Origin of the sequence: Chryseobacterium sp. JUb7 (assembly GCF_024806495.1) — a bacterium.
Taxonomy (GTDB): Bacteria; Bacteroidota; Bacteroidia; order Flavobacteriales; family Weeksellaceae; genus Chryseobacterium.
Genome location: NZ_JANUFF010000005.1, coordinates 1 through 23,696, shown reverse-complemented (window position 1 = coordinate 23,696; position 23,696 = coordinate 1). Strand labels below are relative to the sequence as shown.

At 35.7% G+C, this 23,696-nt stretch carries 16 protein-coding genes; 12 read left to right on the top strand and 4 right to left on the bottom strand.

Translation table 11 applies throughout. From position 1 onward, the window contains the following. Positions 1–121: 121 nt before the first annotated feature. The 4 genes from M2373_RS10875 to M2373_RS10860 all read left to right on the top strand — a co-directional run bounded on the left by M2373_RS10875 (position 122) and on the right by M2373_RS10860 (position 5,859). A complete protein-coding gene (locus tag M2373_RS10875) occupies positions 122–319 on the top strand; it encodes a hypothetical protein (RefSeq protein WP_259110549.1) in 198 nt (65 codons plus the stop codon). A 79-nt stretch (positions 320–398) separates the two neighbouring features. Beyond that, complete coding sequence (locus tag M2373_RS10870) at positions 399–2,579, top strand: CocE/NonD family hydrolase (RefSeq protein ID WP_259110547.1); 2,181 nt, start codon at positions 399–401, stop codon at positions 2,577–2,579. A gap of 229 nt (positions 2,580–2,808) precedes the next feature. After that, positions 2,809–4,446, top strand: a complete 1,638-nt coding sequence (locus M2373_RS10865) for a CocE/NonD family hydrolase (protein ID WP_259110545.1) — start codon at positions 2,809–2,811, stop codon at positions 4,444–4,446. A 324-nt stretch (positions 4,447–4,770) separates the two neighbouring features. Continuing rightward, on the top strand, positions 4,771–5,859 hold the full coding sequence (locus tag M2373_RS10860) for a hypothetical protein (RefSeq protein ID WP_259110544.1): 1,089 nt from the start codon (positions 4,771–4,773) through the stop codon (positions 5,857–5,859). 399 nt (positions 5,860–6,258) lie between these two features. Here M2373_RS10860 and M2373_RS10855 read toward each other — a convergent pair whose 3' ends face one another. From M2373_RS10855 to M2373_RS10840, 4 genes are all read right to left on the bottom strand, one after another. Next, complete coding sequence (locus M2373_RS10855; protein ID WP_259110542.1) at positions 6,259–7,215, bottom strand: DUF3810 domain-containing protein; 957 nt, start codon at positions 7,213–7,215, stop codon at positions 6,259–6,261. Between the two features lie 91 nt (positions 7,216–7,306). Continuing rightward, a complete protein-coding gene (locus M2373_RS10850; RefSeq protein ID WP_259110540.1) occupies positions 7,307–8,752 on the bottom strand; it encodes a sugar MFS transporter in 1,446 nt (481 codons plus the stop codon). 42 nt (positions 8,753–8,794) lie between these two features. Next, complete coding sequence (locus M2373_RS10845) at positions 8,795–9,523, bottom strand: 1-acyl-sn-glycerol-3-phosphate acyltransferase (protein WP_259110538.1); 729 nt, start codon at positions 9,521–9,523, stop codon at positions 8,795–8,797. A gap of 3 nt (positions 9,524–9,526) precedes the next feature. Beyond that, complete coding sequence (locus M2373_RS10840; RefSeq protein WP_259110536.1) at positions 9,527–9,985, bottom strand: GtrA family protein; 459 nt, start codon at positions 9,983–9,985, stop codon at positions 9,527–9,529. A 242-nt stretch (positions 9,986–10,227) separates the two neighbouring features. On the opposite strand from M2373_RS10840, the gene M2373_RS10835 reads away from it, so the two are divergent. The 8 genes from M2373_RS10835 to M2373_RS10800 all read left to right on the top strand — a co-directional run bounded on the left by M2373_RS10835 (position 10,228) and on the right by M2373_RS10800 (position 23,151). Beyond that, positions 10,228–10,491, top strand: coding sequence for a hypothetical protein (locus M2373_RS10835; RefSeq protein WP_259110534.1), 264 nt, complete (start codon positions 10,228–10,230; stop codon positions 10,489–10,491). 85 nt (positions 10,492–10,576) lie between these two features. Continuing rightward, positions 10,577–11,428: a BadF/BadG/BcrA/BcrD ATPase family protein gene (locus M2373_RS10830; protein ID WP_259110533.1), complete on the top strand. Its 852-nt coding sequence runs from the start codon at positions 10,577–10,579 to the stop codon at positions 11,426–11,428. Between the two features lie 17 nt (positions 11,429–11,445). Continuing rightward, complete coding sequence (locus M2373_RS10825; protein ID WP_259110531.1) at positions 11,446–13,740, top strand: NADP-dependent malic enzyme; 2,295 nt, start codon at positions 11,446–11,448, stop codon at positions 13,738–13,740. Between the two features lie 29 nt (positions 13,741–13,769). Next, positions 13,770–14,414, top strand: coding sequence for an HAD family phosphatase (locus M2373_RS10820; protein ID WP_259110528.1), 645 nt, complete (start codon positions 13,770–13,772; stop codon positions 14,412–14,414). A 183-nt stretch (positions 14,415–14,597) separates the two neighbouring features. Continuing rightward, complete coding sequence (ruvA, locus tag M2373_RS10815; protein ID WP_259110526.1) at positions 14,598–15,182, top strand: Holliday junction branch migration protein RuvA; 585 nt, start codon at positions 14,598–14,600, stop codon at positions 15,180–15,182. A 6-nt stretch (positions 15,183–15,188) separates the two neighbouring features. Then, positions 15,189–22,310: a cell surface protein SprA gene (gene sprA / locus M2373_RS10810; protein WP_259110525.1), complete on the top strand. Its 7,122-nt coding sequence runs from the start codon at positions 15,189–15,191 to the stop codon at positions 22,308–22,310. A gap of 111 nt (positions 22,311–22,421) precedes the next feature. Then, a complete protein-coding gene (gene gcvH, locus M2373_RS10805; RefSeq protein ID WP_259110523.1) occupies positions 22,422–22,799 on the top strand; it encodes a glycine cleavage system protein GcvH in 378 nt (125 codons plus the stop codon). Then, positions 22,792–23,151, top strand: coding sequence for a VanZ family protein (locus M2373_RS10800; RefSeq protein WP_259111080.1), 360 nt, complete (start codon positions 22,792–22,794; stop codon positions 23,149–23,151). Before gcvH ends, M2373_RS10800 begins: the two co-directional genes overlap by 8 nt. The last annotated feature ends 545 nt before the right edge of the window (positions 23,152–23,696 follow it).

The following is a 23,696-nucleotide window of genomic DNA, read 5'->3' as shown; positions in this document are numbered from 1 at the left end:
GTTGAAAATTAAGTAGTTGTGAAATTTCGAGTACGAAATTGGTAAATTTTGGGATGCATATTTTTGAAAAACCGAATAATCGAGATTAATTTGCATCACAAAATTTAAGATACTTATAACAATGAAAAAAGACACACGCAAAGAGAAAAAACTGTCATTGAAGAAATTGCAAATGGCAAAAATAACAACCGGAACGAATGCTATAAAAGGGGGAAAAGGAAACCCTGCAAATGCTTTTGAAAATGAAGGGGATACTCATACGGTTGTAGATCATACACTATGGACCATCAGAACTCTGCCAACCATGACGTTGGATTAATCTAATTTTTTAAATGAAAAAAATCTTCTTTTTATATTTTATCCTTTGTATTAATATTGTTTTCTGTCAAAAAATCAGTTTGAATAAAATCAGTGATTATACAGTTTCAAATCCTGAAAGCCTGATTAAATATTTGGCTAAGGAATTAAAAGTACAATACAAAGAAAAAGACAAGGCAACTTATTATGATAATATTTTCAGAATAAGTATGCTCAATGAAGATTATAATTTGTCTCTCATCCAATTAGATTCGCTTAAGAGTTTTGCAAAGAGTAATCCTACACTGGCCGATGTGGTAGGAGTACAGTTTGAAATCTATAATAAAACCCTTAAAAGAACTAAAGCGACGACTGAATTTGAGAAAATATATAAAGAAGAGTTTATTAAAAAATATGATCAGCTGTCCATAGGTTCAAGAGCATTTCTGCCCCAGTTTTTTGCGACTAATGTTTCTTCTTTAGAAAAAGAAATTACAGAATTTATAAAAAAACACCTTGAAAAAAACGATATAGATGTAGCAGATGCATTACAGTTATGCAGAAAATACAATACGTACAATGTCGCTAAAAAAAGCATCGGAATAGCCATTCCTTTGATCAAAAAACTAGATAAAGAAGCTTTTGTTATACATGACAGTATAAAAATTTATACAAAAGATAAAGCTGTACTGAGCCTAAGTGTTGTATTAAATAATGTAAAAGGCGTAAAGCCAGATAATACGATACTGTTAAATACGATTTATTCGGGTAAAGAAAATATCGGTATTGCTAAAGAACTGGCAAGTCATGGATATGCAGTGGTTATTCTCAATACAAGAGGGAAGTATTTAAGTACAGACAGTATTGAACCTTTTGAGCACGAAGTAAATGATATTTCTGAAGCTATCAACTGGATAATCAAACAGTCGTGGAGTAACGGAAATGTTGGGATGATAGGAGGAAGTTACCTCGGATTTAGTCAGTGGGCAGCTACCAAGAAGCTGCATCCGGCTCTTAAAACAATTGTTCCTCAGGCTTCCGTAGGAATCGGAACAATGGATTATCCGATGACCAATAATGTATTTATGTCTTATGCTCTGCGTTGGCTGAACAATGTGACCAACAACAGGATGACGGATTTTGACAGTTTTAATAATACCGATCACTGGAATTCTGTTTATAAGAAATGGTATGAAAGTGGGAAATCTTTTCGAAAGCTGGATTCAATAAGTGGAAAAACCAACGTTATTTTCCAGAAATGGCTGGCACACCCTGGTTATGATGACTTCTGGAAAGGGATGGTGCCCTATAAAAAAGAATATGCAAAAATTAATATTCCGGTACTGACAACAACAGGATATTATGATCCGGATAAGCCGGGAGCGCTATATTATTTTAAAGAGCATAACAAATATTATAAAAATGCAGATCACTATCTTATTATAGGTCCATATGATCATGCAGGTGCAGAAGGGAATATTAGAAATGAATTTAAAAACTATACCATCGATCCTGTTGCAAAAGTAGATCTGAATAAAATATGGATGGAGTGGTTTGATTATATTTTTAAAGGAAAACAAAAACCGGCTTTCTTAAAAGATAAAATCAATTATCAGGTGATGGGTGCCAATCAATGGAAAAGTACGAGTTCCATTGAAACGTTTGAAGAAAATAAAACGAAGCTCTACCTTGATAATAATGGGAAAGAACTGATTCTTTCTGATGTAAAGTCCAATGGAAAAGATTTTTCAGCATTGAAAATTAATTTTTCAGACAGAACTGATGCGGATGAGATCATCAACCAGAAGAATAATATCATAGATACATTGGTTTATAAAAAAAACAGCCTGATTTTTTCTACCAAGACATTTGATAAAACGGTAGAGTTTTCCGGAAATTTCACCGGAGATCTTAAAGTTTTAACCAATAAAAAAGATGTGGATCTTTATATAAACCTATACGAGCTGATGCCAGACGGAAAGTATTTCCAATTGATAAAATACGTCACCCGTGCGAGCTACGCGAAAAATAATGAAAAAAGAAATCTTCTTACACCGGGGAAAAAAGAAATTATTCCAATCATTAATAATGATTTTGTAAGTAAGAAAATAGAAAAAGGAAGTAAACTTGTTTTAATCGTGGGAGTGTTGAAAAGTCCGTTATGGCAAATCAATTACGGATCCGGAAAAGATGTAAGCGATGAAACAATCGATGATGCAAAAGAACCTTTGGATATTAAATTCTTTAATGACAGCTATATTGAAATCCCTGTAAGGCAGTAATTTTCTTATTTCCTTTTTTAAAGACGATATATTGTATTGCAGGGTTCAAAAAAAATAAAAACTAATACCCATTATACATAAAGCCGAATGAACATTCATTGTGATCATTCGGCTTGTTTTTTTGAAAAACTCTTACAGGAAGCTTACTTTTGTTATAGAAGTTACTATGATGAAAAAAGTTTTCTTGATCTGTTTTCTGGTGTGTTTTACGTTTATCTTTTCTCAAAAGATGAGCTACAAGGTCTATGACAGCATTAATATCAGGACGAAAGATAACGGAATTGTCACAGTAAGTGTTGTTTTAAATTCAACCGGAAATCCAAAAAATACGATTCTTATCAACACCATTTATGCTGATCCAAAAAATATTGACAGAGCAAAGTATTTTGCACAAAAAGGTTATGCCGGAGTTATTCTTAATACAAGAGGAAAATATCTGAGTCCTGATCCGATTGAACCTTTTGAGCATGAAACCGAAGATATCAATACCGTTATAGACTGGATTGTAGAGCAGCCATGGAGCAACGGAAAAGTCGGAATGATTGGCGGAAGTTATCTTGGATTTAGCCAATGGGCTGCTGCAAAGAAGCTCAACCCAGCGCTTAAAACGATTATTCCTCAGGCATCCGTAGGTGTTGGGGTAATGGATTTTCCGATGCGCAATCATATTTTTATGTCTTATACGCTCCGTTGGCTTGATCAGGTGATGAATAGCAAGATGACGGATAATACTGATTTTAATAATACCCAAAAATGGAACTCAGTTTATAAGAGCTGGTATGAAAGTGGAAAACAATTCAGAAAATTGGATTCGATAAGCGGGAAGCCTAATCCTGTTTTTCAAAAATGGCTAAACCACCCTGATGAAGATGAATATTGGCAGCGTATGATTCCGGATGAAAAGGATTTTGAAGGAATTAATATTCCTGTTCTTTCTACAACCGGATATTTTGACTGGAATCAGCGTGGAGCAATGCATTATTTCCTTCAGCATACAAAGTTTAACAAAAATGCGGAACATTATTTAATCATTGGTCCATACGATCATGCAGGGAGCCAAGGAAATATTAATAAAACCATTAAAAATTTTTCCATAGATCCTGTTGCAAAAATAGATCTGCATAAAATTTTCCTTGAGTGGTTTGATTATATATTAAACGGAAAACCCAAACCCTCCTTTCTGAAAGATAAAATCAACTATCAGGTGATCGGAGATAATCAATGGAAGAGTATCAGCTCTTTTAATGCTATTGCACGACAAAAATTATACATGACTCACACACCTGATGGAAATATTCTGTCAGATACCCGATCTGATAAAGCAAATTTTACCAAAATACAGGTAGATTTAAAAAACAGATTGGATACAGATGAGCTGTTAAATCTTAAATATAACATCATTGACAGCCATATTTATGAAAAAAACAATGTTGTATTTACTTCGAAACCTTTTGTTAAGCCTTTTGAGCTTACAGGGAATTTTACCGGTCAATTAAATTTTTCTGTTAATAAAAAAGATGTTGACATTTATATGAATCTGTATGAATTAATGAATGACGGAAAGTACTTTTTGCTGTCAAACAATCTTTCAAGGGCAAGCTATTCTGCAAATAATAAAAAACGTGATCTTCTAGTTCCAGGGAGAAAAGAAATAATTTCAATATATAATTCAGAATTCATAAGTAAAAGGATAGCAAAGGGAAGTAGGTTGGTTTTAATGATAGGGCTTGTAAAAAGCCCCTTCTGGGAAATAAATTATGGAACCGGAAAGGCAGTAAGCGATGAAACGATTGATGATGCAAAAGAGCCTGTGGAAATTAAATTTTATAATGATAGTTATATAGAGATACCCATAATTAAAGATTAAGTTGACGATAAAAAAATGATGAGTTTATCATCGTAAATGTATAATGTATTTACTTAAATTTTTATTGTGTTCCAAAAATAGAAATTGATTTTTTAAGGAGAATATTAATCATTTTATATACTGTATTATTACTTAATTATTTTTGTATTTAATTGATATTTAGTTGAATGTGATTTTTAAGTATATTTATAGTATGCTATTTTTTAGTAGGTGGTTTTAAATTTGCAAAACAGATATGGAAAGTTGGAGTTATTATCAATAAACTGCTTGCTGAAATATTAGAGTTATACAGAAATATTAAAATACTACTCAAAAAAATAGAACATGAAAAAAATGATTACCTTATCGACAATACTGTTGTCAATGGCTGTGTTTTCCCAAGTAGGTATACACACTTCTAATCCGATAGGTACTTTCCATGTGGATGGTGCAAAAGATAACGCTTCGGCAGGAGCTCCAAGCCGGGACCAACAACTCAATGATTTTGTAGTTCTAGGAAACGGGAATGTAGGTATTGGTACCACTACACCTTCATCTAAAATTGAAATAATTGCTGATAACCAAGGTGAAGGCGTAATTAATGATTTCAACTTCAGAGGCTTTGGTACTTCTAAGCTTCCTGCTCTTATTTTTTCTGGAGCAAACGGCAGCTATGAGGCTCAGGAAAATCTTGTTAAAGATGATCCGATTGGTGCTGTAACTTTTATTCCCAGGGCAAATAATGCATATAACTACAACGGAGGTTCAAGAATTATGTCTTATTATCAGGGTGACGGAACGAGCGGCCTTTCTGATTTGAGATTGCATACGTCAGGTGCTGAAAGACTAAGAATTTTAGAAACTGGTGATGTTGGTATTGGAACAAATACGCCAACGACTAAGTTGGATGTGAATGGCTCTGGTAGAATAAGAACCTTAAATATTGCTCCGGGAGCTACAGTTGTTACGCCTGTTTATTCAGATACGGATGGGGTTTTGAACAAAGCTGTTAGTGGTGTGTACGGGACAGTTATTAATAATACGGTTACTGTAGCATCTGGGGCTACATCAACTTTAATAAATAATATTCCTAATAATTCAGCATATAAAGCCGTAGTTTCTGTGGGGAATTCATGTGGGAGATTTGCAATGGCAGACTATTATATTACCAATATTGTTCTTAATAATTCCTACGCTATTAAAGGGGTAGACGGATTGGTAAATATTGATACGACGGCTAAAGGACCTGCTTTTAATGAAGTTAACAGAAATACAACATCTGTTACATGGTCAAGTTTACCCCCATGTGCAGGAGGAGGTGCAGGTACAGCATTTAATTATACTTTAACGATGCCTTCGGCTGGAACATTAAATCTTATCAATAACGGAGATACAAGTTTAGAATATAAAGTAATCCTTACCAGACTTTTTTAAAGATAAGTCAAAATTAAGATGTTGGATAATGTTTTTGTGATCGAAAAAAATATTTATTTACCTTTTTTGAGATAATAAGATTTGAAATAATTTATTCCCAATCGATTGTTTGATTCTTTGAATTTTTTTAGTTAAAATATTATTTTGAATATAATTAATTAATTCATTTAATTGTTTATAAATAAGTCATTTAAGTGGGAGTAAACTTTAACGAACATAAAAAATCTTAAAGTTTTCATAAAGTTTTAAAAAAGAAGGCAAAAGTTTTTGTAATTACAAAATATGTTGTACTTTTACATCGCCTTGAATGAGGGAACAAGTCAAGGTAATAAATTTTTTTTCATCATTTGTGTTTTTAGAATCGTATCGCCTGATACGATTCTTTTTTTTGTATACCCTCTATTGTTCATAGTTTTGAAGAAGATCGATAAAGTAAGAATATGTGATGGATCCTTCCTGCTGATTGCTTTTAAGAAACAAATTGTTTGTAAAAGCAAAAAAATCATCAAGTACGCCCTGATGCTTCAGAACAAATGCTTTTTCATAAGCTCTGTCTCTTTTCATAGCAGGTGAATAGTGAAGTAAAGCAGCTTTGACAAATGCAGGATCTTCATCGAAAATAAATCCTAAAAGACTTTTTAATGTAAAATATTCTGTGCTATATCTTAATTCTGCATTTTTAGAATTAATTCCCAGTAAATAGCCTACAAAATTAGCTTCCTGCTCTCTGGCAAAACCAAACTGGTGTGAGCTTTCATGGGCTGATGTAAATGGAAGGAAAGTAGAGGGCAATTCTGAGTTATATTGAGCTTCTGCTGTAAAAGGGTTGTAATAGCCCAGAATCCCTGTAAAACTCATTACATTCTTAAATAAACTGGGTTTAAAAGAATTGATGCCAGGAGCTTTTTTACCGGAAATGAAAGAGGGTAATTTGGATTGCTGCAAAAGAATCTCATTTTGGATAGCCTGAAGATCGGTGATAACAAAAACTCCATTTTTATCTTCTTTTAAAGATTCACGGGTCTGTTTACATCTTTCAAGATACCGCAAGGCCAATACTTTTGCTTTTGTGACAGTCGGTTTTTCCTGAGAAGACAGTTTTTTGATAACCGGTGTCTGAAAGTATAGCATACCCCAGAATATCTGGTAGGCAAAATAGAAGATATTAGCTGCAAGTAATATTTTTAGTAGTGATTTATTCCTGCCTTTCTTTTTAAAGCATTTAATGATATGGTAAAGAAGGAAAAACCCCAGAAGAACATATAATATATCTCCTGACGAAAACGGAACCCAGGAGAATAGCAGCTGATGAATGCTTTTCTGAATTTCAAAAAAAGATTCAAAAAAAGAAATCATTGGTTTCAGTTTTGAGAACGTAAGGAACAAAAGAAATTGGGCAAGTAATAAACCCGCCCAAAATCTTTTTTTATGTATAAATTTTATATTCTTAGTGACCACTGCCTTTTGCTATTTTATCAAGATCAATTCCCTGAGATTTTAAAATTCCGCTTACACGGATTGCGTAGAAGGCAAGATAAGCAAAACAGATAACTCCCACGATGTAACTTACATGAATTGTTGTTAAATCTGCTACATATCCTTGGATAAGGCTTACAATACCTCCACCCATAATCATCATAATCAATAATCCGGAACCTTGATTGGTGTGCTTCCCAAGACCGTTAATCGCTAAAGCGAAAATGCATGGCCAAAGGGTAGAACAGAATAGACCTACACTTGTGAAAGCATAAACAGAAACAATTCCTTTGGTAGACATACCGATTAATAAAGCCGCAATTCCTGCCACAGAGAAAATCAACAGCATTCTCGCCGGATTTCCTTTACTCATGATATCACAGATAATCATTGCAATAATGATTAAACCGTATACATAGAAAGGTTTTAAATCGTGATTGGCAATTGCATTGACCAAAAGAAATACTCCAAAAGCTAAATAAGGAGCCAGGAACCTTAAGATCTTTTTGAATCCTGCATTGAAATCAAAAGCGTCTACTGCACCCGTCCAACGTCCGATCATCATCGATGCCCAGTAAAGAGAGATATAGGGAGCCACATCTTTTGTTTCGAAACCTAAATCTTTTTCCATATAGGCAGGAAGATTACTCGCTGTAGATACTTCCACTCCTACATACACGAAAATGGCAATCATTCCCATAATCAACTGTGGATATTGGAATGCAGATTTTCTATGTTCACCCGGAGTCGTATCATCCGTATTCTCAACATTGGTTGGCGTTACTGCCGGAAGTGATGAAAACTTCAGCATAATGGCAACCAAAACAAAAGCAACTCCTAAAATAAGATAAGGTACTTTTACACTTTCAACACTGATGTCATTGCTTGCAGCTGTTGCTGAACCGAAAATCGCAAAAGAAACGATAAGCGGACCAATGGTAGTTCCAAGGTTATTCACCCCACCTGCCATTGTTAATCGCTGAGAACCTGTTTCAGAAGGTCCCACTTCAATAGCTAACGGATTGGCAACAATTTGCTGTAAAGAGAATCCCAGTCCCACGATGAACAGACCGGATATCATTAATGGGAACGATCCCATATTGGCAGCCGGATAAAACAGTAATGTTCCCGCTGCAGAAATCAGAAGGCCTATGATAAGACCGTTTTTATAACCGATTTTGTTGATTAAATCTTGTTTCAAACCTTTTGAAACAGCCATGTAAATTAAAGAACCTACAGTATATGCTACATAAAAGCATATTTGCACCAGCATACTTTCGGTTTGAGTTAAATTAAATGCCTTTTTGAAAACTGGGATCAGGATGTCATTACTTGCCGCTACAAATCCCCAGAAAAAAAATACAGTAACTAATGGAATAAATTGTCCCCAATTAGTTTGCTTGGAATAATTTGACATATTTGTTGAAAATTTCTTAATAACAAATATATATTATTTCTTTTAATTATAGTATTGTGCCAATGTTTTTTTTATTTCGTCAAAAGCCTTTGTTTTCAGCTCTTTTGGTGAGTCTGAAGGTTCTAAAATTCCGTTAAAATAAACTTTTACTTTACCTGGATAACCTTTTGAGTTATCAAACGGAAAAATTTTCTTTAATCCAATGAAAGTATAGATGGCGATGGGAGAATTGTGTTTTGAAGATAAGGTGAAAGCGCCGTCTTTAAATTCATCCAAAATAATAGAAGTGTCATCAGGAACTCCTCCTTCCGGGAAAATTGCGATGCTGTTTCCTTCTTCCATTTTTTCTGCACATCTTCTGTAAACATCTGCGCGGCTTCTGGCACTGCTTCTGTCTACCATGACACAGATCCTTTTGTATATTGTTCCGAAAATAGGAACTTTTACCAGTTCTTTTTTTCCGACAAAACAAATCGGGTGTTTCGAACTTAATATGCACATCAGCATAATATCCATAATGGAAGTATGATTGGAAATGAAAACAAAAGGTCGGTTTTTATCAACTTTTTGCGGGCTGAGGTTCGTAAGTTCATAGCGCAGACCCATCCCGTAAAACATCCCGTAGCTCCAGCATCGGATGAATTTGTAAGCGTACTTGTAATGCTTTTTATTAAAGGATAAGATATATACAGGAATCCCAAAAGTGATTGTTAAAACAAATGCCAATAACAACAGCCAGAATCTCCAGAGATAATTTAAAATCTTTACCACAGGTTAACCATTAAATATTACTTTCTTTTTAATCGAATAATTAAGAATGGAAACTAATAAAATTGCAGCAATTTTACTGATTATTTCCGGGCTTAAGGTATAAAAAATAAGATCAATATTATCTTTAAATATAAAACTGTAGAAAATTTGAAAGAAAGAAAGGCTTAATAATGTAGAAATAAAAGAAACTCCCATGAAGTAAGCAAACTCTTTTCTCTTAGAATGTTTCCCTCTTTCAAAAACAAACCAGATGCTCAGAAAATAATTGCTTATAATTCCACAGCTCGTAGAGAAGATATTGCTTAAGGGATAGTGGATTCCATGAAAATTAATTTCTTTTGAAATAATATGAGGAAGGTAGGTGCTGAAGATCTTGAAACTTCCGATTTCTACAATAGCACTGAGTCCTCCCGCTATTATGAAGAACAAAACCTGTTTTTGGCGTAGTAGTATTTCTCTCATCCAATTTATATAATGTGCAAATTTATAACTATATGTTAAACAGTAAAAAAAGATGTTAAATATTTTTCTAGATTAAAAAATATTTCTAATTTTAATAAACTAATTAACGAACGATACACCTGATAATAAATTCATTTTCAACTCTTTGCGTTGATGGTCTTTTCTATCTTGTAAAGCATGACCAAGCGTCATTCTATACCAAACTATAACCACTTTACCGCTACTTAATAACAATTATTTGTATGAAACGTCAAAACAAATACAGAAAATTCCAGCTTCAACAAACAAATATTGAGGCTCTTGAAAAAGAGAACTCTCGTTTCAAACGGGTGTATTCTGAATATGAAAATATGTCAAACGAACTTTGGAATCTTGAAAATTCTAAAGGAGACCCTGTTCCGGATGATTTTATTAATGCAATGATTCTTCAGACTTCATATTTAGAAGACGAAATAGAAGATTGGCTAATACAATTCAATGAAAAAAAAGCTGATATTAAACATTAATGATTTTAGACAGCTTCCGGGTTGTTTTTAAAGGCTGTTTAAAGATAAATTCATAATTTAGCATCCTTAAACTAAAATGTAAAATATGGTTGCTATTGTAGATGGTGGCTCCACAAAATGTGATTGGGTGATTTTGGATGACTTTAACAAAGTCTTTTTAAAAACTGAAACAATCGGTTTCAATCCTAATAATATTGCTGCAGAATTGATCGTGCCTGAGATTGAAAAAAATATCAGCCTGGGTTCTGTCAGAAATTCAATTACGAAAGTGTTCTTCTATGGCTCAGGCTGTGGGATACCTGAAAACTGTGCTACTATCGAGCGTGAACTTCATAAGTTTTTTACCCAGGCAGAGGTGATCGCCAAAGAAGATCTTATGGCAGCGGCATATGCTGCTTATAACGGAAAGCCTGCAATCGTTTGTATTCTGGGTACAGGATCGAATTCCTGCTATTTTGACGGTGAAAATCTAAAAATAAAACTTCCCTCCCTCGGGTTTCTGATGGGAGACGAAGGAAGTGGCAGTGCCATTGGTAAACAATTGGTAAGAAGATTCTTTATGCAAAAACTTCCCGAAGATTTACAGCTTCAGTTTCAGCAAACCTACCAGTTAACGATAGAAGAAGCCTTAAAAAATATGTATCATAAGGCAAGACCAAATGCATATCTGGCAGATTTCAACAAATTTGTAGTCGAAAGAAAAGATCATCCTTATTTCCAGAATATGGTATATGAGGAAATGAAAAACTTTTTCGATTATCAGGTTCTTCCCTACGAAGAATCAAAAGAGGTGGAGATCAATTTTATTGGTTCCATTGCTTATTACTACGAAAATATACTTCGTTCTGCAGCCGCAGAGCTTAATTTAAATATTGGGCACGTTGTACAGAAACCGATTGAAAGTTTAGTCAACTACCATATTAAATATATACTTTAAATAAAAAATAAAATTCTATGTCAAATAAAACCCACCGCGACGAAAAGAACTTTAATCAGGCCGCGTTAGATTATCATAAAGCCGAACCTAAAGGGAAAATTGAAGTGATCCCTTCAAAACCACACTCATCTCAGAGAGATTTGTCATTGGCGTACTCGCCGGGGGTTGCAGTTCCTTGTATGGAGATCCACGAAAAACCTGAAACGGTGTATGATTATACAGGAAAAGGAAATCTGGTAGCTGTAATTTCTAACGGTACTGCTGTCTTAGGATTGGGTGACATCGGAGCAGAAGCTTCGAAGCCGGTAATGGAAGGAAAAGGTCTTTTATTTAAGATCTTTGCGGATATCAATGTTTTTGATATTGAGATTAATGAAAAAGATCCGGATAAATTTATTGAAATTGTAAAAGGTATTGCTCCTACATTTGGAGGGATCAATCTTGAAGATATTAAAGCTCCGGAAGCTTTCTACATCGAGCAAAGATTAAAAGAAGAACTGGATATTCCTTTGATGCACGATGATCAACATGGTACAGCCATTATTTCTGCAGCTGCATTGATTAATTCATTACAAATCGCCAACAAGAATATTGAAGAAGTAAAAATGGTAGTGAACGGAGCAGGAGCGGCGGCTATTGCCTGTACTAATTTGTATATTTCTTTAGGTCTTAAAAGAGAAAATGTTTTAATGTGCGACAGCAAAGGGGTAATTAATCACAAAAGAGAAAATCTTACTCCTGAAAAAATAGATTTTATTGCACAGACAGATATCGAAACACTGGAAGATGCTGTGAAAGGATCGGATATTTTCATCGGTTTGTCAAAAGGAAATGTAATGACTCCTGAAATGCTGAACAGCATGAACGAAAATCCAATCGTTTTCGCTTTGGCGAATCCGGATCCGGAAATTGCTTACGATCTTGCTATTGAAACTCGTCCAGATGTAATCATGGCAACAGGGAGAAGTGATTATCCTAACCAGGTTAATAATGTTCTTGGGTTCCCGTATATTTTCCGTGGAGCGCTGGATGTTCAGGCGAGAGGAATTAATGAAGCGATGAAGCTTGCAGCAGTTCATGCTATTGCAGATTTGGCAAAAGAACCGGTTCCTGAAGCGGTAATTTTAGCATATAATGTTCAGAATTTACAGTTCGGAAGAGAATATTTTATTCCGAAGCCGTTCGATAACAGATTGATAACAAAAGTTTCGAGTGCTGTAGCAAAAGCAGCTATCGACAGTGGAATTGCAAGAAAAACTATCGCCGACTTTGATGAGTACGAAAACAGTCTTCTCGACAGAATGGGAAGAGATGAGAAGTTGGTAAGAATGATGCAGAGCCGCGCTAAGGCCAATCCTAAGAGAATTACTTTAGGAAATGCAGAAGAATATAATGTATTGAAAGCAGCACAGATTCTTTATGAAGAAGGAATTGCTTATCCTAGTCTTTTAGGAAATAAAAAATACATTCAGGAACAGATGGAGCGTTACGGAATCAATTTGGATGTTCCGATTATCGATCCGAGTGATGACGACCAGAAAGAAAACAGAAAGAAATACAGAGAGACTCTTTGGAAACTTCGTCAGCGAAAAGGAATGAACGAATACAAAGCGAAAAGATTTGTACGCCAGAGAGATTATTTCGGACCATTAATGCTGAAGCATGGAGATACAGACGGACTTATTGTTGGGTTTTCTAAAAACTATACTTCTGTTTTACGTCCTGTTCTGGAAGTAATCGAAAAAGATAAAGGAGTAGATAAAGTGGCGGCCATGATGATGATTTTGTCTGAAAAGAAACCTATTTTCTTCGCAGATACTTCTATCAATCAGAATCCGACCGCTGAAGATCTTGTGAATATTGCTAAAATGGCAGAAATCACCGTGAAATCTTTTGCTATCGAACCAAGAATTGCGATGCTAGGATTCGAAAACTTTGCAGCGATTTCCGAGACTTCTAAAAAAGTAGCTAAAGCAGTAGGTATTCTTCATGAGAAATATCCTAAAATGATCGTGGATGGAGAAATCCAGCCGGATTTTGCAATGAATGCCGATCATTTAAGTGATTATCCTTTCTCAAAATTAGAAACAACACCGGCAAATACTTTCATCTTCCCGAATCTTGAGAGTGCTAATTTATCATACAAAATCATCAGAGGTATGAAAGTTGCTCAGGTTATAGGACCGATCTTAATGGGATTAAAACAGCCTGTACATGTTTTACAGATGCGTTCAAGCGTAGACGAAATCGTAAACTTAGCTACAATTGCTGTTCTTGATGCTCAAAAAAGAGAAAAAAAGGAAAGTAAATAATTATAAACACAACACAAATTTTGAAAACGATGAGGTTTAATGAAAAGGCGATTATTTTTGATATGGATGGTACTCTTGTTGATAACATCCCTTATCATGAAGAATCCTGGATTATATTTTTAAAACAACATGATATTATTATAGAGCCCGAGAATTTCTCAGCCCAAAATCATGGAACACTGGATGAGATGATCGTTCGTTTTTTCGGAAATGATTTATCCAAAGACAGAATTCATGAGCTGGGTCTGAAAAAAGAAGAAGCTTATCAGAATCTATATAAAAATCATATTAAAGAAGTGAATGGTTTAACACCTTTTCTTCAGAAATTAAGCCAGAAAAAGATCAAAACGGGACTCGCCACGATGGGGATTCCTTCCAGTATTGATTTTATTTTGGGCGGATTGAATATTAAAAATTATTTCCAGGAAATCACCGGAGGAATTGAAGTGGTAAAGGGAAAACCTAATCCTGAAATATTTTTAAAAACTGTGGAAAAACTGCAGATTGACAGCAAAGAGGCAGTGGCTGTTGAAGATTCAATGGGAGGAGTAAAAGCGGCTAAAGATGCCGGTTTGAAAGTTCTGGGAATTACAACAACCCATTCTGAAGAGGAATTAATGGATAATGGCTGTTTCTGTGTGATCAATGACTATTCTGCAATTGAGATCAGTTAAAACGTTTCAAATTAAATAATTTCAAAACAGTATACTTGTAAAAGACTCCAAATTTTGGAGTCTTTTGCTTTTAGCACGATTCTTTAAAATCTTATATCAAAATTAAGTTAAAAATCATTCGCGCGTGAAATGAAAACATTAATTAGTTTAAATTACTATATTTGGGAGTTTTAAAAATTAATAATGATATTTTCTTTACAAGGCATAGTCCAGGAACTTACGCCTACTTACGCAGTGATCAATGTACAAGGAGTTGGTTACTATGTAGGTATTAGCTTGATGACCTCACAAGTGCTGACCCTAAATCAGGAAACTTTTCTTTTTATTCAACAGATCATTCGCGAAGATGCCCATTTGCTTTTTGGGTTTAACAGTCGTTCGGAAAAAGAAATGTTTAATTTGTTAATAAGTGTTAATGGAGTGGGAGCTGTTTCTGCCCTTATTTTACTCTCTACCTTAAGCCTCGAAGAGATCGCTTCAGCCATTCTTTCCAAAAACAGTGCACTGATCCAAAAAGCCAAAGGAATAGGTGCTAAAACTGCTGAAAGAATTATTGTAGACCTTAAGGACAAAGTGCAGAAATTCAGCAATCCGGAAGAAAATATTTCTACATTTGTAAATAATAAAATCAAGGAAGAATCGTTATCTGCATTAGAAGTTTTAGGAATTCCTAAGCGAATGAGTGAGAAGCTTGCTGATAGAATATTAAAGCAGGATCCGGCTATTTCTGTAGAAGAATTGGTTAAACAAATTTTAAAAAACATTTAACATTTGGTGAAAAATAATAAATATCTTAAAATATTTTTGTTTCTGTCGTTCTTATGCGTTTCGACAACTGTTTTTGCACAACAGAGGCCGCCCGCGCGTGACACAGCAATTATAAAGAAAGACTATCAACTGGCAGATCCTACCAGGTATGAAGCCTTTTATGATATAAAAACAGGAATGTATTACGTATATCCTAAAGTAGGTAATACAATTACGGGGCCACCGACGGCAATGTCTCCGCAGGATTATAAAGAATTCATGCTGGCAACGCAGTCAAGGGATTATTATAAGGAAAAATCTGACCGGTACAATTTAATGTTCAGGAAAGATAAAAGCGGTGCTGCCAAAAAAGGATTAATACCATCCTTAACGATCAACAACAGACTTTTTGAAACGATTTTCGGAAGTAATAAGATTGAAATTATTCCTAACGGATATGCATCTTTCGATTTTGCTGGTTTGTATCAAAAAATCGATAATCCGCTTATTTTACCTCAAAACAGAACCAGCTTTACCTTTGATATCGATCAGAGAATTCAGCTAGGTTTATTGGGTAAGGTAGGTGAAAATCTTCAGTTAAAAGCTAATTACGATACCCAAAGTGGCTTTGCTTTTGAAAACAGAATGAATTTGGTGTGGCAGGCGAAAGGAAGCTGGAAAGATCTGCAGACAAAAGGTCTTCAGGATGTTGATAAGCCCAACTCGGGAGGTGAAGATAAAATCATCAAAAGAGTAGAATTCGGTAACGTAAACATGCCACTGTCAACTAGTTTGATACGTGGTTCTCAATCGTTATTCGGGGTTAAAACTGAATTTCAGCTTGGTAAAACATATGGTACAGTTGTATTGTCCCAACAGCAGGGAGAGGCCCGAAATATTGTTGTGCAGGGTGGTGGTACCATGAGTAATTTCAAAATGAATGCTATAGATTATGAAGATAATCAACACTACTTTTTAGGACATTATTTCCTGAATAACTATGATGGAGCTTTGCTCAACTATCCTCAGATCAATTCCAAAGTAAGCATCACCAGAATAGAAGTATGGGTGCTGGATCAGGGAAACAGTAATTTATCTTACCAGAAAAGCATCGTTGGGATCAGGGATTTAGGAGACGGAAACGGACTGCCTAATAATGATCAGCCAGGATTTAACCTTTATTCTGCAATTAATGGCTTAGGAAGTGGTCTTAGAGATGCTAACACGGCTTATAACGCAATTAAAGGAGTCAATTTACCCGTAGCAACTGGGGGTAACGAAACTTATCAGGATGGTGAACATTTTATATTCAACAGAAAAGCCCGAAGGTTAAATTCTAATGAATTTATTTTCCAGCCGCAGTTAGGGTATATCTCATTAAACCAGAAATTAAATGACAACCAGCTTTTAGCGGTTTCTTACTCATATACAGTTAACGGAAGCAACCAGGTTTATAAAGTAGGGGAGTTTTCGGAAGAAAGCCAGGTTTTGATGACCAAAGTTTTGAAACCGAACACTACTGTAAAAACTACATCACCAATGTGGAATCTAATGATGAAAAACATTTATGCATTAGATGCCGGACAGGTGAATCAGGATGGGTTTATCCTTAATGTTTTCTACAGAGATCCACAAACCGGAGGTAAAGTAAATTACCTTCCGAATACGAATGTTCAGGATACCAATTTATTGAAACTATTAAACTGGGATCGTCTGAATATGAACGGCGATTTACAGAATAACGGAAGCTCAACAGGTGACGGTATTTTTGACTTTGTCAACGGAATTACGGTACGGCCCGAAACCGGCAGGATAATCTTTACTAAAGTTCAGCCTTTTGGTAGCTATATGGCCAGTGTGCTGGGAAGTAATAACCCGCAATATGTTTTCTCAGACCTTTATTCACAACAAAAACAGGTCGCGACTTCCAGTAATCTTGCTCAGCGATATACAATGGAAGGTCGTTATAAAGGAACTCAGGGACAAGGGATTTCTTTAGGAGCAGTAAACGTTCCTCAGGGATCTGTAAAGGTTTCTGCAAATGGGGTTCAGCTGACGGAAGGTATTGACTATACGGTGGATTATATGTTGGGTACCGTTACGATCATTAATGAAGCGGTAAAACAATCCGGACAGGCGATCAACGTGTCTTTAGAAAACCAGTTAACGTTTAATACACAAAGAAAAAGGTTCTTAGGATTAAACTTAGAAAGAAGATTCAGTGAAAACTTTATTTTAGGAGGAACCGTAGTTAATTATTCAGAATCTCCGCTTACTCAAAAAGTAAACTTCGGACAGGAAGCGGTTAACAATACCATGGCGGGAATCAATTTGATGTATAATAATCAGCTGCCATTCCTGACAAGATTAACAGATAAAATTCCGTTCGTCAATACAGAAGCACCTTCCAATTTGAACTTTAAAATGGAAGCAGCCTATTTATTACCGGGACTGAATAAAGGTACCAACGATCAATCCTATATTGACGATTTTGAACAGACCACCTCTAAAATTTCCTTAAAAGAACCAACAGCATGGAGTCTGGCGTCAAAACCTGAAAAGAATCAGGGAGATCCGCTGTTCCAGGGAGCGGGTTCCAACGATAACCTTACCAATGGTTATGGAAGAGGGTTATTGTCCTGGTATAATATTGACCCTAGATTCTGGGGAGTAGGAGGGAGAGCGCCTGCAGGAATTACTCCGCAGTCGGTTTCGAATCACGCCTCAAGAAGGGTTCAGTTCTCAGAAATCTATAATAACAGAGATTTTGTGGCGGGTGAACAGACTTTCACCAACACATTTGATGTTTCATATTATCCACAGGAAAAAGGACCGTATAACGTAAATCCGGGAAGTGAAACTACTCAGCAGAGATGGGCTGGTATCATGAGACCGATCAGTGTTTCCAACTTTGTGAATTCGAATATCGAATATGTGGAATTCTGGCTAATGGATCCTTATGCTGATGGAAATACATTAGGAACAAATCCTAAATTACTACTTCACTTAGGAAACGTTTCTGAAGATATCCTGAAAGATGGATTAATGCAATACGAAAACGGATTACCAACAGGTTCAGCTCCATCTACTACGACGACTTCAAATTGGGGAACCCAGCCTAAACAGCCTCCAATTTTGTATGCTTTCGCAAGTGAAGGTGATGACAGAAGAGCGCAGGATTTAGGATATGATGGTTTAAGCTCTGATCAGGAAGCAATGAAATTCGGGAATACTTTTGTAAACCCTGTGACTAATATTGCTGACCCTGCAGTAGATGACTTTGTATTCTACATGTCGGATAAATTTACAGGAAGTCAGGCTTCATCACTTATTCAGAGATATAAATATTTCAGAGGTCCGGAAGGAAATTCTCAGAGTGGCTCTTTGGAGGTGTCTACTCAGACCCCGGATGCAGAAGATATCAATAAAGATTATAACCTGGATCAGAATGAAAACTATAACGAATACGTTGTTAATTTGGATCAGGGAAGTTTAACATTGGGACAAAATAATGTTGTTGATGTTAAGACAGTAAAGGCTCAGTTCCAAAATGGACAGAGTGCTGATGTAAAATGGTATTTATTCAGAGTTCCGGTTTCTAAATACAATGAGCCTGATGCTCAGGGAGATCATGATCCGTCTGTTCTTAATAACGTAAGATTTGCAAGAATGATCTTAAAAGGCTTTGATCAGACATCAACCTTGAGATTCGGAACTATGGATTTGGTAAGATCAGACTGGAGAAGATATCCTAAGAATGTTGCAGTCTATGGAACAGATACTGTGGCAGATGAAGCTACCAATGAAGGATTAAATGATGTAACAGATCTTAATAATTTTGAAGTAGGAAGTGTAAACATTGAAGAGAATGCATTAAACCAGCCTCCATATGTTTTGCCTCCGGGAATCGACAGACAGGTATTAAGCGGAAATGCAGGTGCACAGAGACAGAATGAAGCTTCTCTATACTTAAATGTAAAAGATCTGGTAAGTACCGAGGCAAAAGGGGTATTTAAAAATACAACTCTTGATATGAGAAGGTATAAAAAATTAAAACTTTTTGTACATGCTCATACTGATCCTAGAAACGGTGATCCGCTTGGTGGACAAATCGATAAAAAAACAAAATTCTTTATCCGTTTAGGAAGTGATGCTACAGATAACTATTATGAATATGAAGCTTCTTTGAAAATTACAGCGAATAATGCTACAGCGCCAATGGATATCTGGCCATTTGAAAACGAAGTGGATCTGGAAATTCAGAATTTAGTAGATGCGAAAATAAGAAGAGATAAAAGCTTCCCTAATGATATTGCAAAAAGAAGAATGGACCCTTTATTTGAAGAAGGGGATACGTTTAAAAAATTATATATCAAAGGACGACCAAGTTTAGGAAACGTAACGACTATTATGGTAGGTATCAGAAATGGATCCGAAAGAGGAGCCGGAGGTACTTCTATAAGCAGAACTCTCTGGGTAAATGAAATCCGTCTTTCAGAAATTGAAAATGATGGCGGTTATGCAGGAAATGCAAGCTTGAATTTCAACCTTGGAGATTTTGCAACGGTAAATACAAGTGCCTCATATACTTCGGTAGGTTTTGGTAGTATTGATTCTAAACCTGCAGAAAGAAACCAGTCTACACAGTCTGCTTTCAGTATCAATACGGCAGTGAATGTAGATAAATTCCTTCCTGAGAAGAGCGGAATGAAAATTCCGGTTAATTACTCTTATTCGCAGACCATTGAAGATCCGAAATATAATCCTTTGGATACAGATGTTGAATTTAATAAGGCAGCGAATAAAGCCCAGCTGAAAAAAGTAGCCAGAACATATACTCAGCAAAGAAGTCTTGGGGTTGTAAACATGCATAAAGAAAGGGTGAACCAAAATAAGAAACCTAAGTTCTATGATGTTGAAAATATTTCTGTAACGGCGATGTATAATGATGATCATTTCAGAGATATCTATACTAAGAAAAATTACAGACAGTATCTTAGAGGATATATTGATTACAACTACACTTTCAAACCTTGGGTATTGAAGCCGTTTAATAAAATGATCAGCGATACGGCAAAGTCTACAAAATATCTGAAATGGGTGAAAGAATTTAATTTTAACCCGATTCCGACAAGACTTTCTTTCAGAACCGAGATCGACAGAAATTATAACGAGCTTGAGTTCAGAAATGTTGAAGCGATTCTAAGTGGAAATATGGCAGAGGATTTCGCAGCAATCAAAAACAGAAACTTCTATTTTGGATGGCAGTATGGATTAGGCTTTAATTTTACAAAATCATTGAAATTAGAAATCAACTCAGTGACAAGAACACTGAATGATAATATGGATGTGAATATGATGGATAACAGTTCGATCTTCGGAAATGTTTTCAGAGCCGGAAGACCTGTTCTATATAATCATAAAGTGCAGTTGAACTATAAATTACCTTTCCAGTATCTGCCGTATCTTGACTTTATCGATGCTGAGGTACAGTATGGGTTTACCTACAACTGGAATGCAAGGTCTACTTCATTGTTAGGGTTTGTGGATCCGGATACCAATCGACCTGCAAGTTTGGGGTCTATCGGTCAGAATACAAATATTATTCAGGGAACTGCTACGGCAGACTTTACAAAGTTCTTCGGACAGTTTAAGTATTTTAAAAATATTACGGCTAAGCTTCAGAAGCGTAAACAGGAGATTGATTCCCTGAATAATGCCTACACTCAGCAATGGGAAAAGAAAAGATATAACTACAAACAGTATAAGTTTAAAAACAGACTGACACCGCTTCAGAGCGCAGCATATTTGTTAACTTCATTCAAACAGTTAGATATTAATTATTCTGAAAATAATGGTACAGTACTTCCGGGATTGTTATCTGCACCGAACTGGTATGGGTATGGTCAGACATTAGGAGGTCCTTCCATCGGATTCCTGTTAGGATCACAGGCAGATATCAGAAGACTGGTGATGGAAAATGGCTGGGTGAGTGATTCCCAGTATATGACGGATCCATACGTCAAGATGTCAACAAAAGAGCTCCGGGCGAATTTGCAGGTTGTACCGATTAATGATTTTAGAATAGATCTTAATGGCTTGCATACCTACAACCGAAACTTTACACATACAGGTTTCAATTACAGAGATGCGGCAGGAAATCCGAATCCAGACTATACTTTTGCCAGCGATATGGTAACCTATTCGAATTCTGTTATTCTTCTGAAGACAGCATTTAGCGATGGGCAGGCAATTTATCAGACCATTAGAGATAATGCCAGAGTATTGTCTCAGCAAATGGGAGGTCCTATCGGAACAGACGGATTTACAGAAGGACATAGTATTGCCAATGCCTATGTTTTGATTCCTGCATTTAGAGCTGCGGTAGAAGGAAAATCTCCAAAACAGATGGGGAACCCTAAAAAAGCAGGTCTGCCATTGCCAAACTGGAATATCACTTATTCAGGTTTAAGAAATGTTCCGATTATCAATGGTCAGTTCTCCAAATTTGATATTTTACATGGGTATAAAGCAACTTACACTGCAACAGGTATTCAGTCGAGTATAGATTATTTCAATACACTGACTTCAGACTTAAGTACAGGAAGAGATATTAATAATGATTATATCAATCCGTTTACTTTTGCTCAGGTAGGATATGTAGAGAACTTCTCCCCATTGATCGGAGTAGATGTTACCATGAGAAACAATTTCCAGTTCGGATTGCAGTACAACAGAATCAGAACATTATTGTTAGGCTTGGTAAACCATACGCTTACTGAAGATGCCAATACTGAATACGTGGTGAAAGTAGGATATATCATCAGAAACTTCAGACTCGGAATGACAAATGTAAGAGGAAGAGGAAAGGCAAAAGGAAGTGATCTTAATATCAGGGGAGACTTTTCATTGAGAGATAGTAAAACGAGTATCACCAATATATTGTTGGATGACTCTCAGATTACAGGAGGTCAGAAATTACTGAATGTAAGAGTCTCTGCCGATTATAATGTTTCGGAAAATCTTAACTTAAGAGTATTCTACGAACAGATGACTTCCAAATATAAAATCTCCACTGCGTTCCCGCTATCAACAATAAGAGCCGGAATCTCAGCGACATTTACATTTGGTGATTCAGGTGGATTATAAAACAAAATATATTTAATTCCAATGTCCTTCAATTTTGAAGGACATTTTTTATATCTGATATTTGAACCTTATAGAATTTTGAATACATTTGTACAAAATAAAAATTTAAAAATGAACACACCATCAGAATTAAAGTACACGAAAGATCACGAATGGATTAAGATCGAAGGTAACGTTGCTACAATTGGTATTACAGACTTTGCACAAGGCGAGCTTGGAGATATCGTTTATGTAGATGTAGATACTGTAGATGATGATCTAGAAGGAGGCGCAGTTTTCGGAAGTGTAGAAGCGGTAAAAACTGTTTCAGACTTATTCTTGCCAATCGCTGGAAAAGTGATTGAGTTTAATTCAGAGTTGGAAGCTCAGCCTGAACTATTGAATACAGATCCTTATGGAAACGGATGGATCATCAAATTAGAACTTGCTGACGGTGCTGATCATTCAGAATTACTTTCTGCAGAAGAATACCAAGCTATCATTGGATAGTATTTCAAAAATATTCAGTAAGATTTTGCCCATTTATTGGGCATTTCTTACTTATATGCTCTTGAAACCTGGTGAAGAAAACCACGAATATTGGTTTATGTTCAGCGGCATCGACAAAGTCCTGCACTTAAGTATATTTGCAGCACTGGGATTTTGCTTTATGGCTGCCTTTCCCAAAATCAAATTTTCTTATTTCATTCAAATTATCCTTATCTACGCTTTCCTTACAGAAATCCTTCAGGAAGAAATGGGCCTGGGGAGATCTATGGAATCTCTGGATGTCGTAGCAGACACGATTGGTTGTCTCATCGGCTACTATATATATAAGGTACTTATCAAACGATTCTTTTAATCAAACAAAAATTGCCATCATTGCGATGAGGTAGCGATATAAAAAACATCTGCTTTTTTATTAGAAGCTTGATCCCGCTATCCGCACTCGCTATTTTGATTATTTCGGCGAGCCTTTGGCTCGCCGAAATAATCAAAATGAGCTCAGACAAATGCTCCTATCGTGGCTAGGGTCCTTGTGATAAAAGACATTTCAGTATTTTCAATCAACACTAGTGTATATTTATAATAGATATTAAAGATTGCCGACCTCCAAAGCCTCAAAAATCTGCAAAGTTTGAAAATAATACATGAATAGATCGATTTATCATTCTGTAAACCTCTTCTAAAGCATCTAAAACGCATTCAGAACTCCTTCAAAATACAATCCACTCATTGTGGATAACTATTGGGTTCGTTATAAAATTTTACAAATCAGTATTTTACATGAAATACTTCCCCACAATTGAATATTTTATGTTAAATAGATTTGGAAGTATGGGGTTAAAGGGTGTACTTTTGCCCCACTGAAAACGAGAGTATGTCAGTAGCGCAGAAGAGCTTTTA

What these genes read in the sequence shown, in the direction of transcription:
- M2373_RS10875 (WP_259110549.1), top strand. Translation starts at nt 122, where the DNA reads ATGAAAAAAGACACACGCAAAGAGAAAAAACTGTCATTGAAGAAATTG.
- M2373_RS10865 (WP_259110545.1), top strand. Translation starts at nt 2,809, where the DNA reads ATGAGCTACAAGGTCTATGACAGCATTAATATCAGGACGAAAGATAAC.
- M2373_RS10860 (WP_259110544.1), top strand. Translation starts at nt 4,771, where the DNA reads ATGAAAAAAATGATTACCTTATCGACAATACTGTTGTCAATGGCTGTG.
- M2373_RS10855 (WP_259110542.1), bottom strand. Translation starts at nt 7,215, where the DNA reads ATGATTTCTTTTTTTGAATCTTTTTTTGAAATTCAGAAAAGCATTCAT.
- M2373_RS10850 (WP_259110540.1), bottom strand. Translation starts at nt 8,752, where the DNA reads ATGTCAAATTATTCCAAGCAAACTAATTGGGGACAATTTATTCCATTA.
- M2373_RS10840 (WP_259110536.1), bottom strand. Translation starts at nt 9,985, where the DNA reads ATGAGAGAAATACTACTACGCCAAAAACAGGTTTTGTTCTTCATAATA.
- M2373_RS10835 (WP_259110534.1), top strand. Translation starts at nt 10,228, where the DNA reads ATGAAACGTCAAAACAAATACAGAAAATTCCAGCTTCAACAAACAAAT.
- M2373_RS10830 (WP_259110533.1), top strand. Translation starts at nt 10,577, where the DNA reads ATGGTTGCTATTGTAGATGGTGGCTCCACAAAATGTGATTGGGTGATT.
- M2373_RS10825 (WP_259110531.1), top strand. Translation starts at nt 11,446, where the DNA reads ATGTCAAATAAAACCCACCGCGACGAAAAGAACTTTAATCAGGCCGCG.
- M2373_RS10820 (WP_259110528.1), top strand. Translation starts at nt 13,770, where the DNA reads ATGAGGTTTAATGAAAAGGCGATTATTTTTGATATGGATGGTACTCTT.
- ruvA (WP_259110526.1), top strand. Translation starts at nt 14,598, where the DNA reads ATGATATTTTCTTTACAAGGCATAGTCCAGGAACTTACGCCTACTTAC.
- gcvH (WP_259110523.1), top strand. Translation starts at nt 22,422, where the DNA reads ATGAACACACCATCAGAATTAAAGTACACGAAAGATCACGAATGGATT.